Annotated in this window: 11 protein-coding genes; 9 read left to right on the top strand and 2 right to left on the bottom strand. The window is 42.7% G+C overall.

Annotated elements, in window-relative coordinates; translation table 11 throughout:
* Positions 1-21 precede the first annotated feature (21 nt).
* On the top strand, positions 22-684 hold the full coding sequence (locus tag ACYH0L_RS12460) for a DUF421 domain-containing protein (protein ID WP_230030509.1): 663 nt from the start codon (positions 22-24) through the stop codon (positions 682-684).
* A 1-nt stretch (position 685) separates the two neighbouring features.
* Here the strand turns inward: ACYH0L_RS12460 and spoVB are convergent, their stop codons facing one another.
* Positions 686-2,236, bottom strand: coding sequence for a stage V sporulation protein B (gene spoVB, locus ACYH0L_RS12455; protein ID WP_099727766.1), 1,551 nt, complete (start codon positions 2,234-2,236; stop codon positions 686-688).
* Between the two features lie 116 nt (positions 2,237-2,352).
* Between spoVB and ACYH0L_RS12450 the strand changes: the two genes are divergently transcribed.
* The 8 genes from ACYH0L_RS12450 (at position 2,353) to dtd (ending at position 11,869) form a co-directional block, all read left to right on the top strand.
* Positions 2,353-2,649, top strand: coding sequence for a post-transcriptional regulator (locus ACYH0L_RS12450; RefSeq protein WP_003216788.1), 297 nt, complete (start codon positions 2,353-2,355; stop codon positions 2,647-2,649).
* A 41-nt stretch (positions 2,650-2,690) separates the two neighbouring features.
* Positions 2,691-4,919, top strand: coding sequence for a protein translocase subunit SecDF (secDF, locus tag ACYH0L_RS12445; RefSeq protein ID WP_099727765.1), 2,229 nt, complete (start codon positions 2,691-2,693; stop codon positions 4,917-4,919).
* A gap of 247 nt (positions 4,920-5,166) precedes the next feature.
* Positions 5,167-5,655, top strand: coding sequence for a cation:proton antiporter regulatory subunit (locus tag ACYH0L_RS12440; RefSeq protein WP_099727764.1), 489 nt, complete (start codon positions 5,167-5,169; stop codon positions 5,653-5,655).
* A 101-nt stretch (positions 5,656-5,756) separates the two neighbouring features.
* Positions 5,757-6,113 carry a LapA family protein gene (locus ACYH0L_RS12435; RefSeq protein ID WP_099727763.1) on the top strand — a complete coding sequence of 119 codons (357 nt, stop codon included), beginning with the start codon at positions 5,757-5,759 and terminating at the stop codon, positions 6,111-6,113.
* 81 nt (positions 6,114-6,194) lie between these two features.
* Positions 6,195-8,519 (top strand): single-stranded-DNA-specific exonuclease RecJ, encoded by a 2,325-nt coding sequence (gene recJ / locus ACYH0L_RS12430; protein WP_099727762.1) that lies wholly within the window; start codon positions 6,195-6,197, stop codon positions 8,517-8,519.
* A 23-nt stretch (positions 8,520-8,542) separates the two neighbouring features.
* A complete protein-coding gene (locus ACYH0L_RS12425; protein ID WP_034321337.1) occupies positions 8,543-9,055 on the top strand; it encodes an adenine phosphoribosyltransferase in 513 nt (170 codons plus the stop codon).
* Between the two features lie 141 nt (positions 9,056-9,196).
* The gene (locus ACYH0L_RS12420) at positions 9,197-11,407 is read left to right on the top strand and encodes a RelA/SpoT family protein (RefSeq protein WP_099727761.1); all 2,211 of its coding nucleotides are present in this window, start codon (positions 9,197-9,199) and stop codon (positions 11,405-11,407) included.
* Positions 11,408-11,425: 18 nt separating this feature from the next.
* A complete protein-coding gene (gene dtd / locus ACYH0L_RS12415; protein WP_099727760.1) occupies positions 11,426-11,869 on the top strand; it encodes a D-aminoacyl-tRNA deacylase in 444 nt (147 codons plus the stop codon).
* Positions 11,870-11,960: 91 nt separating this feature from the next.
* Here dtd and ACYH0L_RS12410 read toward each other — a convergent pair whose 3' ends face one another.
* Entirely contained in the window at positions 11,961-13,520 is a 1,560-nt protein-coding gene (locus tag ACYH0L_RS12410; RefSeq protein WP_482354487.1) for an N-acetylmuramoyl-L-alanine amidase family protein, read from the bottom strand.
* Positions 13,521-13,551: the final 31 nt, after the last annotated feature.

The following is a 13,551-nucleotide window of genomic DNA, read 5'->3' as shown; positions in this document are numbered from 1 at the left end:
GAGAAGGAGGGTTTACATCACATGCAGGACATCTTAATCATTTCCATAAGAACGGTCATTTTATATTTTCTCATTTGGTTTATCTTTCGTTTAATGGGAAAGAGAGAGATTGGAGAACTTAGTATTTTAGATCTTGTCATTTTTATGATGATCGCTGAAATTGCGGTACTGGCGATAGAAGAAGTAGAGGGTCATATGTTACATACGGTATGGCCGATCCTGCTGTTAACCTTCATTCAAATCACACTTGCCTACCTCTCATTAAAGTTTCAAGGTGTCCGGCGCTTTCTTGACGGCAAACCGACCTTGCTCATCATCAATGGGAAAATAGACGAGGGGGCGATGAGAAAACAGAGATACAATTTTGATGATCTGCTCATTCAATTAAGAGAAAATAACATCGATAGTATTCAGGATGTCTCATACGCCATCTTAGAGCCATCAGGAAAGCTCGCCGTCGTCGAAAAAGAAAACAAGCACATACATGCTGCGCTTGAGCTTCCTCTTATTGCAGACGGTATCGTGCAGCATGACCATCTGAAGCAAATTAATCAAAATGAACAGTGGCTGAAAGGTGAGCTTGCCAAAAGAGGCTATTATGATCTTGACCAAATCTCTTTCTGCAGCTTTAATCAAAAAACGTTTTATATTGATTTGAAAGATGAAGTGATCAAGAAGAGATGAGCTATAGCAGCTTCCCGATAAATGGGATGCGGCGCAGCTCTTCTCGTTTCACTAACCCAAGACAGATTAATAGAATGACATACAAGATGCATGTGACAAAGATCAGCAACACAAGCTCAAGAGGGGCAGAAAAGAGTCCGCTGACTTGAGACTTCATCCATAAGCTGACAGCTCCCGTGCCTATGATCGCAAGGACGCATATACCATATTCCTTCAGTGGTAAATGAATAGGCAGAACCTTTCCGACAGTTGCCGCATGGAGCAATGTGACAAGGACAATGCCGATCAGTATCGCAACGGCTGCGCCCATAATGCCAAAGCTCGGCTGGGAAGCAAGGACGAAGATCATCCCTGTTTTCACAACAGCACCTATCAGGCTATTGGTCATGGCCGCACCAGCTAAATTCAATGCTTGAAGGACAGCTTGGAGCGGCCCTTGAAAATAATATAGAAGAAAAAATGGTGCCATGAATTTCACATAGATGGCCGCATGCGATGAACCATACATGAAGAGCGTTAAATCTTCTGCATAAACGAAAAGAATAATACATGAAATTCCTCCGCTGAGTAAACAAAGGCGCATCGCCTGTCTCAGCCGGTATTCCACCGTTTTGTGTTTGTTCTGCTCCATTCCTTCACTAATGGCTGGGACTAATGCGGTGGAGAGTGAATACGTAATAAAACTAGGTAGTGTCAAAAGGGTCAGTGCAAGACCGGTCAACTCCCCATACTGTCTTGTCGCTTCAACAGCCGCATATCCAGCAATGGCAAGGCTTTGTGCGACAACAATCGGCTCTAAAAACCACGAAATATTGCCGATGAAACGACTGCCTGTCGTTGGCAGGGCAATACTCATCAGCTGCTTAAATGTGTCCTTCCCGTCATGAATGGCCTTGAAAAATTGCTTTCGAATACGGATGGTCTTTTTATATCGAAAGGCGATCAGTAAGTAAGCAAGTGAAATCATCTCGCCAATAACAGATGAAATCATCGCACCGGCTGCCGCATATTCAATTCCATAAGGAAGGAAAGCTGTTGTACATACCGCCACAAGGGAAATTCTTGCGACCTGTTCCAGTACTTGAGACATCGCAAGTGGACTCATCTGCTGTCTTCCTTGGAAATATCCTCTTAACACACTGGAGATGGCGATGACAGGTACGACTGGTGTAATGGCAAGCAGTGGATACACCGTTCTAGGATCTGTCAGCATATTTTCCGCCATAATTGGTGCAAACCATAAAAAAAGCGGTGTGAAAATAAGGCTGAGTGTTCCTGTGATCGCAAGGGACATGACCAGAATGCGTTTTGTTTTCTGTTTGTCACCCCGGGCTTCTGCTTCTGCGACAAGCTTACTGATGGCGACAGGCAGTCCGAATTGTGTCAGCGTCACGGCTAGAAAAAAAGTAGGTGCAGCCATCATATAAAGCCCGACGCCTTCTTCGCCAATGAACCGTGCGATGACAATTCGATTGACAAAACCCAATATTCTCGTGATAAAACCTGCTAAAATTAAAATAATTGTCCCTTTTAAAAACGTTTGCTTCGTCAAATCAAAGATCACCTGCCTTCTCAAACGACATAGAATCATATACAATAAGATATGCGTGTATATCGTCCAAGCATGACAAGTCTCTCGATAAAAAACTGAAAAGGGGGAGCCTCACATTGACACAGCATCCAGCTGCTATATACAAAGACCATTTAAAGCCTTTTCTGTTCAGTAAGCTTGAAGAATTCATCGTTTTGGGCTATAAAGATGTAGATTTAGAGGAATTATGGTCATACTTAGAGAATAAGAAGTGGAAGAAAAAACAAGAGTATCCGATTCATGAAATGGTTGCAGATATTTTATCTGTGAAAATTGGCGAATTTATGAACTATGCAACCGTTCAGTCGTTTAAAACGTCTGCTTTTTTGGACAGTGAAGATGGTAAGAATATGCTAGATGAACTGTTGAAATAAGCCATCTTAATGGATTCAGGTGTTTAAGGAGGAAATACATAATGAAAAAAGGGCGCATTCTTGCGTTTTTCTTAGTGGTTCTGTTAATCGGAACTGGCGTGGGCTTATTGACAAAGCCTGTTGCGAAAGATATGACGCTAGGGCTGGATTTGCAGGGTGGATTTGAAGTTCTGTATGATGTACACCCAGTGAAAAAAGAGGACAAGATCACAAATGGTGTTCTCGTCAGTACGGTGGAGGCTTTAAACCGAAGAGCCAATGTGCTTGGTGTAAGTGAGCCGAACATCTCGATTGAAGGCAACAACCGTATCCGCGTGCAGCTTGCGGGGGTAAAAGATCAAAACAGAGCAAGGGAGATTCTTTCAACTGAAGCACAGCTTTCCTTCAGAGATACGAATGATAAAGAGCTCCTGAACGGATCTGATCTTGTCGAAAATGGTGCAAAACAAACATTCAATCAAACGAATGAGCCGATTGTCACTGTCAAACTAAAGGACGCGAAAAAATTTGGTGACGTGACAAGAAAAGTAGCGGCCATGGCACCGAATAACCAGCTTGTCATTTGGCTTGATTACCATAAAGGAGATTCCTTCAAAAAAGAAGTCTCTAAATCAAACCACAAGTATGTATCTGCACCGAATGTCAATCAAGAGATTAACAGCAGTGACGTACAAATTGAAGGAAACTTTACTGTCCAAGAGGCAAAAGATCTTGCAAGTATTTTAAATGCCGGGGCATTGCCAGTAAAATTAACTGAAAAATATTCAACATCTGTGAGTGCACAGTTTGGTAAACAAGCGCTGAACGAAACAGTATTCGCAGGAATTGTAGGAATCGCATTTATCTTCTTATTCATGCTGCTTTATTACCGATTACCTGGTCTTATTGCTGTCATTACACTTTCAGCTTATATCTATATTACGTTGCAAGTGTTCGACTGGATGGGCGCGGTTATGACACTGCCTGGAATTGCAGCACTGATTCTTGGTGTAGGGATGGCTGTCGATGCCAATATTATCACTTATGAGCGGATCAAAGAGGAGCTCAAGCTCGGTAAATCTGTCCGTTCTGCTTTCAGGTCAGGGAACCGCAGATCATTTGCGACCATCTTTGATGCAAACTTAACAAGTATTATTGCCGGCGGGGTTCTGTTCTTCTTCGGGACAAGCTCTGTAAAAGGATTTGCAACGATGCTGATCCTATCGATTTTAACAAGTTTTATCACGGCTGTATTCCTATCAAGATTCCTTCTTGGCCTTCTTGTTGAAAGCCGCTATCTTGACCGCAAAAAAGGCTGGTTTGGTGTTCGCAAAAAAGACATCATGAATATTCACGAAACAACAGAAAATACCGAACCGAAAACGCCATATGATAAATGGGATTTCGTCAGCAAACGAAAAGGCTTTATGATTTTCTCAGCAGCTATCACCATTGCTGGAATCATTGTGCTTTCTATCTTCAAGCTGAATGCGGGTATCGATTTTGCAAGTGGAACAAGAATTGATATCCAAAGCGATCACAAGCTGTCAACTGAGCAAGTGGAGCAAGACTTCAAAAAGCTAGATCTTGAGACAGACAGTGTTGTGTTATCGGGTCAAAAAGAAAATCAGGCAGCAGTTCGATTTGTCGGTGTGCCAAATAAAGAAAAGATCGCTGAAGTGAAGGATTACTTCAAAGATAAATACGGAACTGAGCCTAACGTAAGTACAGTGTCTCCGACTGTCGGAAAAGAGCTTGCCCGTAATGCATTATACGCTATCGTTATTGCTTCAATCGGGATCATTTTATATGTATCTGTCCGTTTTGAATATAAAATGGCGATTGCAACAATCATCTCACTGCTATACGACGCATTCTTTATTGTAGCCTTCTTTAGTATTACGCGTTTAGAGGTGGATGTCACCTTCATTGCCGCGATACTCACGGTCATCGGGTACTCGATTAACGACACGATCGTCACCTTCGACAGGGTTCGTGAACAAATGAAGAAACGCAAACCGAAAACCATTGAAGATCTATCGTATATTGTGAACTTAAGCTTACAGCAAACCTTTACGCGATCTATCAACACAGTGCTGACCGTATTTGTTGTGGTTGTCGCACTGCTTATCTTTGGCTCAGCGTCTATTACAAACTTCTCCATCGCCTTACTTGTCGGCTTATTAACAGGGGTGTACTCATCTCTTTATATTGCCGCGCAAATTTGGCTTATCTGGAAAGGCCGTGAGCTGAAAAAGCCGGCTAAAATAGACACAGAACAAGATATTTAATCTAGAAAGACTGCCTGTTTGGCAGTCTTAGACTATGGACAAAGGGCTAAAATGAACTTTATTTTAGCCCTTTGTCTTTTTTTCGTTTCATCACCCGTATATTTCACAACAATAAGACGATTTGAAAAAACATTTCGAGTTTCATTGATCTTGAAATGGTCTTTTGCTATAATGACATACGTTTAGATCAGTATAGAAAGCAAGTGTCCATTTGAGGCATTTGGTTTTATTCATTGGAGGGGCTGTTATGAAGGTTCGGGAAACTGAACTGCCAGGTATCGGTCACAAAGCCGAAATGATCACAAGAAATAATGAGAAGCTTGCCATCATTACACATGATGACGGCAGAAGAGAAATGTATCATTTTCAAGAGAACGACCATGAAGAGTGTATTTCTGGCATCTTGCTAAACGATGAAGAAGCAAGACAAATCGCGGCTATTTTGGGCGGCATGGTATATAAGCCAAAAGCGCTTGAAACAGTTGAGGTAGCAATTGATGAATTGATGATTGAATGGTTTAAGATTGAAAAGAACGCACCAGCTGCTCAGCAGACAATCGGAGACCTCAATGTTCGCCAAAATGATCAAGTAACAGTCATCGCCATTGTGAGAAAATCACATGAGAAGATTTTAAATCCAGGGCCAGATACGGTCATTGAAGAAGGGGATACCCTTGTTATATCTGGGGAAAGAAAAGAATTAAAAAACCTCATTAAAGAAAAACTCAGCAGCTAATCGTGCCCATGCTGATAGATTATATCCCGCTATTTTCTTTCTGTGTTTAAGAAGGACAAGGAATAGGGAAGAATAAAAGAAAAAGCTTGGGGGATATGTAGATGAATAAACAACAATGGACCATCATATTCGCATTTATTTTCGTATTAATTGTCTCAGTATTTGCCGTGATCAATGTGCGGCCTGTGCAAGTAGACTACTTATTTGGAACCGCTGAATGGCCACTGATCCTTGTCATTATTGGTTCTGTTCTAATGGGCGGACTCATTGTGGCGTTTGCGGGTATTTTCCAAATTGTGAAACTGAAACGTGAACTAAAAACATTAAAAGCTGAGCGTGCAGCCGTTACGCCTGCACCTAGTGTTTCTACTAAAAAGGCAGACAAAGACGTTCAAAAGAAATCGAATGTCACGCCTTTAAACGAACAGCCAGCGTCCTTTGATCGGAAGGAAAAATAATCTTCTAGCACAATTTCATAAAATAAAAATTGAAACCCCTCAGGCCACTCTAGTATAATAGTGTGGTTGAGGGGTGAATTTATGTTATTATCCAAAATGCGCTGGGAATATGAACATCCAAGCGAAGAAAAAGTGAAATCACTCTCTGAAAATCTGAATATTTCAGCGCTGACTGCATCGCTTCTTGTAAAAAGAGGACTCGAAGAAGTAGAAGAAGCGAGGTCTTTTTTATTTGATCAAAAAGCCGAATTTCATGATCCATTCCTATTAAAAGGAATGAAAGAAGCAGTAGAGCGCATCAACAAAGCGATCGAAGAGCAGGAATCGATTGTGATCTTCGGAGACTATGATGCGGATGGTGTGACAAGTACGTCTGTGCTTTTACATACATTAAAAGAGCGATCTGCAAAGGTAGATTTTTATATTCCAGATCGATTTAAAGAAGGCTATGGGCCTAACGAACAGGCTTTTCGATATATCAAAAAGCAAGGAGCATCGCTTGTCATCACGGTCGATACAGGCATTGCTGCTGTGAATGAAGCACGTATTGCAAAAGAAATAGGATTAGACCTGATCATCACAGATCACCATGAACCAAGTGATGAGCTGCCTGAGGCGCTTGCGATCGTACACCCTAAGCAGCCGGGCTGTGAGTATCCATTTAAAGAACTCGCCGGTGTTGGTGTTGCGTTTAAAGTGGCGCATGCACTCCTTGATAAGCTGCCAGTTCATCTATTAGATCTTGCTGCGATTGGGACAATTGCCGATCTTGTCCCGCTGCATGATGAAAATAGATGGCTCGCAAAAAAGGGACTCGTGCAGCTTCGCCAGTCTAACAGACCGGGGCTAAAAGCGTTAATGAAAGAAGCTGGAGCCACTCTCGAAGAAGCAAACGAGGAAACGGTCGGCTTTCAAATTGCTCCAAGGCTGAATGCTGTAGGGCGAATTGAGCAGGCAGATCCGGCTGTTCATCTTCTGATGACAGAGGATATGGAGGAAGCAGAAGAGCTCGCTCGTTTTGTACAAGAACTCAACAAAGAACGGCAGAAAATTGTGAGTACGATCACGGAAGAAGCCATTCAAATGGTCGAAGAATCAGGCGGTGACCAGTCTGCCATCGTCGTAGCCAAAGCTGGCTGGAATCCAGGGGTTGTCGGCATTGTTGCCTCAAAATTGACGGATACATTTTCTCGTCCGGCGATTGTGCTTGGGATAGATGAAGACACGCAAATGGCAAAAGGATCAGCGCGGAGTATTCCAGGCTTTGATCTCTTTTTCCATTTGAGCAAATGCCGCGATATCCTGCCGCATTTCGGCGGGCACCCTATGGCAGCAGGTATGACACTTCGAGCGGATGATGTTCCTTTACTGAGGGAAAGATTGAATCAATATGCAAATGAAACGTTGACAGAAGAAGATTTTATTCCGATTCAGCGGGTCGATGCAGTGTGCAAAGTAGACGAAATTACGGTTCAAGCAATTGAAGAAGTGGGGATGCTGTCACCATTTGGTATGCACAATCCAAAGCCGTTCATTATGATTGAGGATGCCAAGCTTGAAGACATCCGAACGATTGGGGCAAATCATCATCACATTAAAATGTCTCTGAAAGACGAAGACAAGCTGCTTGACTGTGTCGGTTTTCACCAAGGTAAATTAAAAGAAGAGCTCGTCCCTGGAAGCCGAATTTCCGTGATTGGCGAAATGTCAATTAATGAATGGAATAACCGGAAGAAACCTCAGCTCATGCTAAAAGATGCCCGAGTAGATGAATGGCAGCTGTTTGATTTACGCGGGAAAAAGGATTGGGAAAAGAAAGTTTCGACGCTTGATCCAGAAAAATATCTTGTTTTCTGTTTTGATGAAGAAACTAAACATGAAGTCAATATCCCGGTTCATCATGTACATGCAGAAAATGTTTCAACGTTTGATGTGCAAGACAAGTATGTGGTCTTTGCGGATGTTCCCGCAGATGAGCACTTGCTTAAGCTGCTTTTAGAAAATCAAAAGCCAGCAAGAATTTATACGGTCTTTCAAAGAAAAGAAGATCACTTTATGTCTTCTTTCCCTAGTCGTGACCAATTCAAATGGTTTTATGGGTTCTTGTTAAAACGGGGAAATTTTCCTCTCAAAGAACAAGGGATGGAGCTTGCCAAGCATAGAGGTTGGACAAAAGATACAATCATTTTTATGACAAAGGTGTTTTTTGAACTCGGTTTTGTTAAAATAGAGAATGGTGTGCTGTCAATAGTAGTTGATGCCCCGAAAAAAGATTTAACCGCATCAGCGTCCTATACAGCAAAACAACGATTGATGGAACTCGATCAAACACTAACATATTCCTCAGCCAAAGAGCTGAAGGAATGGCTGAACAGCATGATGAGCGAAGTCTCACCGGTGCTTTGACGTACGAGGAGGAAAAGGAAAAGATGGATTTAAAACAATATGTGACAGTTGTACCTGACTACCCAAAGGAAGGTGTACAATTTAAAGATATTACAACGTTAATGGATAAAGGCGAAGTGTACCGTTATGCAACGGATCAAATTGTTGAATACGCAAAGGAAAGAGACATTGATCTTATTGTTGGACCTGAAGCGCGTGGATTCATTATTGGCTGCCCTGTAGCATACGCGCTTGGTATAGGATTTGCACCCGTTCGTAAAGAAGGGAAGCTTCCTCGTGAAGTCATTAAAGTCGATTACGGCTTAGAATACGGTAAAGATGTATTAACGATTCATAAAGATGCGATTCGTCCAGGTCAACGTGTACTGATTACAGATGACTTACTTGCGACTGGTGGAACAATTGAAGCGTCCATCAAGCTTGTAGAGGAATTAGGCGGCGTTGTGGCAGGGATTGCATTCTTAATTGAGCTGACGTATCTTGATGGCAGAAAGAAGCTTGATGGTTACGATATCTTAACGTTAATGCAATACTAATGGAGTTTTACGAAAAAGCACTCAGTAAGAAGGGTGCTTTTTTCCTATCAAAAACCTTTTAGCGGACTTCTTCTCTTTACATCTATCGATTTTTTCTTGATAATAAACTACAATACAGTTTTCATTTAAAAAGGTGATTCCATGGCGAACGAACAAGTTTTAACGGCGCAGCAGGTCATTGACAAGGCAAGAGAATACCTGTCCGCTGAACATATTCAATTTATAGAGCGAGCATATGAATATGCTGAGAATGCACATAAGGAGCAATACCGGAAATCTGGTGAGCCCTATATTATCCATCCAATTCAAGTGGCGGGAATTCTTGTGGACCTTGAAATGGACCCATCGACCATTGCGGGCGGCTTCCTGCACGATGTCGTCGAGGATACAGATGTGACATTACAGGATTTACAAGAGTACTTTAACGAAGAAGTGGCGATGCTTGTTGATGGTGTGACAAAGCTCGGGAAGATTAAATATAAATCACAAGAAGAACAGCAGGCCGAAAACCACCGGAAAATGTTTGTTGCAATGGCACAGGATATTCGCGTGATCTTAATTAAGCTGGCAGACCGTCTTCACAATATGAGAACGCTCAAACACCTTCCGCAAGAAAAGCAGCGAAGAATTTCAAATGAAACACTTGAAATCTTTGCACCGCTTGCGCACAGATTAGGGATTTCAAAGATTAAGTGGGAGCTTGAAGATACAGCACTCCGCTATTTAAATCCGCAGCAATATTACCGGATTGTGAATCTCATGAAGCGCAAAAGAGCTGAACGTGAGGAATACTTGGACGAGGTTGTCAATGAAGTAAAAGACCGCGTGTCTGAGGTCAACATCAAGGCTGAATTTTCCGGTAGACCAAAACATATCTATAGCATCTATCGTAAAATGGTCATGCAAAATAAGCAGTTTAATGAAATTTATGATTTGCTGGCAGTTCGTATTTTGGTCGACAGTATCAAAGACTGCTATGCAGTTCTCGGTATTATTCATACATGCTGGAAGCCGATGCCAGGGAGATTTAAGGACTATATTGCGATGCCAAAGCCGAACATGTACCAATCCCTTCATACAACCGTGATTGGTCCAAAAGGTGATCCGCTTGAAGTCCAGATCCGTACATTTGAAATGCATGAAATTGCAGAATACGGGATTGCGGCACACTGGGCATACAAAGAAGGAAAAGCGTCAGCAGAATCAACGGAAGAAGCCGTATTCCAAAAGAAGCTGTCTTGGTTTAGAGAAATTCTTGAGTTCCAAAATGAATCCACAGATGCAGAAGAATTTATGGAATCGTTAAAGATCGATCTCTTTTCTGATATGGTGTTTGTCTTTACACCGAAAGGAGACGTGATTGAACTGCCGTCTGGTTCAGTTCCAATTGACTTCTCTTACCGGATTCACTCGGAAATTGGGAATAAAACGATCGGCGCCAAGGTCAATGGCAAGATGGTCACGCTTGATCATAAACTGAAAACAGGTGACATTATTGAAATTCTGACATCAAAGCATAGCTATGGACCAAGTCAGGATTGGGTTAAACTTGCCCAAACCTCCCAAGCGAAGCACAAGATCAGACAGTTTTTCAAAAAACAGCGCCGTGAAGAAAATGTCGAAAAAGGCCGAGAACTCATTGAAAAAGAAATCAAAAACCTTGAGTTTGATGTCAAAGAGATTCTCACAGCTGAAAACCTGCAAAAAGTAGCCGATAAATTTAATTTTTCAAACGAAGAGGACATGTATGCGGCCGTTGGATATAACGGAATTACTGCACTCCAGGTAGCGAATCGTTTAACAGAAAAAGAAAGAAAACAAAGAGATCAGGAAGAACAAGAGAAAACGGTCCAAGAAGTGACGGTGGAATCAAAGCCGTATCACGGGAAAAAACGTGAAGCCGGCGTAAGGGTCAAAGGGATTGATAACCTGCTTGTTCGTTTATCGAAGTGCTGTAATCCTGTTCCGGGTGATAGCATTGTTGGTTTTATAACAAAAGGCCGAGGTGTATCTGTTCACCGGGAGGACTGTCCGAACGTGAAGACAGGGGAAGCACAGGAACGGTTAATTCCGGTAGAGTGGGAGCATGAACAGCCTGCTCGAAACCGTAAAGAATACAATGTGGAAATCGAGATATTAGGCTATGACAGGCGCGGCTTACTCAATGAGGTGCTTCAAGCAGTCAATGAGACGAAAACAAACATTTCCTCTGTTTCTGGAAAGTCTGATCGTAACAAAGTGGCGACGATCCATATGGCGATCTTTATCCAAAATATCAATCATTTGCATAAAGTAGTGGAACGTATCAAACAAATCAAAGACATTTACTCTGTTCGCCGATTTATGAATTAGAAAGGAAGTATATCGTCTATGAGGCTTGTTGTGCAGCGTGTGACAAATGCATCTGTGAAGGTAGAAGATGAGATCACAGGTGCCATCAATGAAGGATACATGGTGCTCGTTGGTGTCACACATGAAGATACAGAAGAAGATGTGCTGTACTTAGCTGAAAAGCTTGCACATTTACGTATTTTTGAAGATGAAAACGGGAAAATGAATCGTTCATTATTGGATGTAAAAGGAAGCGTCCTGTCTGTGTCTCAATTTACCCTTTATGGTGATACGAGAAAGGGCAGACGGCCGAATTTTATGAAAGCCGCCAAGCCGGACGTGGCAAACTCACTTTACGAATGTTTCAATGCAACCCTTAGAGAAAAAGGCATCCGTGTAGAAACTGGCCGTTTTGGGGCGATGATGGACGTGTCATTGACCAATTCAGGGCCTGTCACCATCTGGATGGATAGCAAAGAATAGACTTGCCCTAGACTGTAGATAAACTCATGCGTGAGTTTGTTTAGAGTCTTTTTCTTTCGGCATAAAAAAGAGGCGCAGAGGCCTCCTTTTGCTAACGGAAATATTGTTTTAACCCTTCTGTCATCCCTTCTGTGACTCGTTCTTGGTAGGAAGCGCTATAAATGATCGCTTCCTCCTGAGGATTGCTTAAATAGCCGAGTTCATATAAAAGGGAAGGGCGTTTATTTTCTCTTAATACAAAATAATCTCCGAATTTCACACCCTTATCCGGGATTTGTGAGCGCTTTGCGACTTCAGTATGAACGCTTGTCGCCAGATTTTGATCCTTCGATGCTTGATAATAATACGCTGTACTTCCTCTGACACTTGGATCCATAAAACTATCATAATGAAGACTAATGAAAGCATCTGCATTGCGGTAATGAGATGTCGCCACCCTCGATTGAAGGCTGATAAAGGTATCATCACTTCTTGTTAAATAGACATTTGCACCAGAAGACCTTAGTTTGCCTGCCAGTAAATTGGCGGTTTTGATGGTGATATTTTTTTCGAATGCACCATCTGCGCCAATCGTGCCGCTGTCTTTTCCGCCATGACCAGGATCAATAACAATTGTTTTTCCTTTTAACGACCCAGTTCCAGACGATGAATCCTGCTGAGGTCTTGGCGCTTCGCCGCTATTTTTCTTCGTTTGAACGACCCAGCTCGCTACATATCCTGTTCCGCCGTTTGATAGTGTCACTTCATACCAGTCACCTTGCGTTCGAACAATTTGATAAGCCGCTCCTTTTGCTGCTCTTTCTGCAATTGCAGCAGAGGTTGAAGCGCTTTTTCTAATGTTGGTGCCATCATAGACAATATACGCTTTCTGCTGAGTAGCCGAAGAGGACGAACTCTTTTCACGCGCCGAACTTGCTCCTTGGCTTGTGACAATGTAATAGCTGGCAACCCAGCCTTTTGCCCCTTTGGCCTCGATTTCATACCAGCCATTTTGCTCTCTTAAAATGGTGATTTGTGTGTTGCGGGCAAGTGAAGCCACCACCTGTGCATTCGGTGCTGCCGATTGTCGAACGTTCAAGCTGGATACGCCGACTGTGCCTGTCTGTTTAGAACGAGAGGCCTCGCCTGAGCTTGATTGAGCGGCTTTTTGCCTGCCGGATGAAATATAATCAGAGTGGACCCAGCCTTTCGCCTGTTTATACGAAATTTTTGTCCATTCGCCGCTTGTCTCTAATCTTTTAGCAGAAGCGCCTTGCGGAAAAGTCCCAATGACTTGATAGGAAGTCCCAGGGCCTGTCCGGATGCGAAGATCGGAGGCTGTCGATGTGATCGTACTGCTTCCTTCAGCGCTTTGACCTTGTGTCTTTGGCTTAGCGGTCTTTTGCTTGTCAGATGATGTGGTGATCAGCCATGAGACGACCCAGCCTTTTTGTCCGTTCGACAGCCCGATCTGCACCCATTCCCCTTGTTGAGTAAGAATTGGATAGCTTTCCCCGCGTTTCACAACAGCTGCGATCCCATAACTTAAACCAGGACCCGTTCGCACATTGATTTCATCTGTTGCGACCACAGCTTGATCTGTTTGAGCAGTAACATGTGTCATAGGCCAAGTACTGGCAATGAGAACAAAACAAGTGAGTAGCATCATCATTTGATTGAGTTTTTTCAGATTCAAAACGGTG

The sequence above is a fragment of the Bacillus sp. MC1252 genome (genome assembly GCF_056838025.1).
This window is presented reverse-complemented; position numbering and strand designations above follow the sequence as displayed.

What these genes read in the sequence shown, in the direction of transcription:
- ACYH0L_RS12425 (WP_034321337.1), top strand. Translation starts at nt 8,543, where the DNA reads ATGGATTTAAAACAATATGTGACAGTTGTACCTGACTACCCAAAGGAA.
- dtd (WP_099727760.1), top strand. Translation starts at nt 11,426, where the DNA reads ATGAGGCTTGTTGTGCAGCGTGTGACAAATGCATCTGTGAAGGTAGAA.
- ACYH0L_RS12420 (WP_099727761.1), top strand. Translation starts at nt 9,197, where the DNA reads ATGGCGAACGAACAAGTTTTAACGGCGCAGCAGGTCATTGACAAGGCA.
- ACYH0L_RS12410 (WP_482354487.1), bottom strand. Translation starts at nt 13,520, where the DNA reads ATGATGATGCTACTCACTTGTTTTGTTCTCATTGCCAGTACTTGGCCT.
- recJ (WP_099727762.1), top strand. Translation starts at nt 6,195, where the DNA reads ATGTTATTATCCAAAATGCGCTGGGAATATGAACATCCAAGCGAAGAA.
- ACYH0L_RS12435 (WP_099727763.1), top strand. Translation starts at nt 5,757, where the DNA reads ATGAATAAACAACAATGGACCATCATATTCGCATTTATTTTCGTATTA.
- secDF (WP_099727765.1), top strand. Translation starts at nt 2,691, where the DNA reads ATGAAAAAAGGGCGCATTCTTGCGTTTTTCTTAGTGGTTCTGTTAATC.
- ACYH0L_RS12460 (WP_230030509.1), top strand. Translation starts at nt 22, where the DNA reads ATGCAGGACATCTTAATCATTTCCATAAGAACGGTCATTTTATATTTT.
- ACYH0L_RS12440 (WP_099727764.1), top strand. Translation starts at nt 5,167, where the DNA reads ATGAAGGTTCGGGAAACTGAACTGCCAGGTATCGGTCACAAAGCCGAA.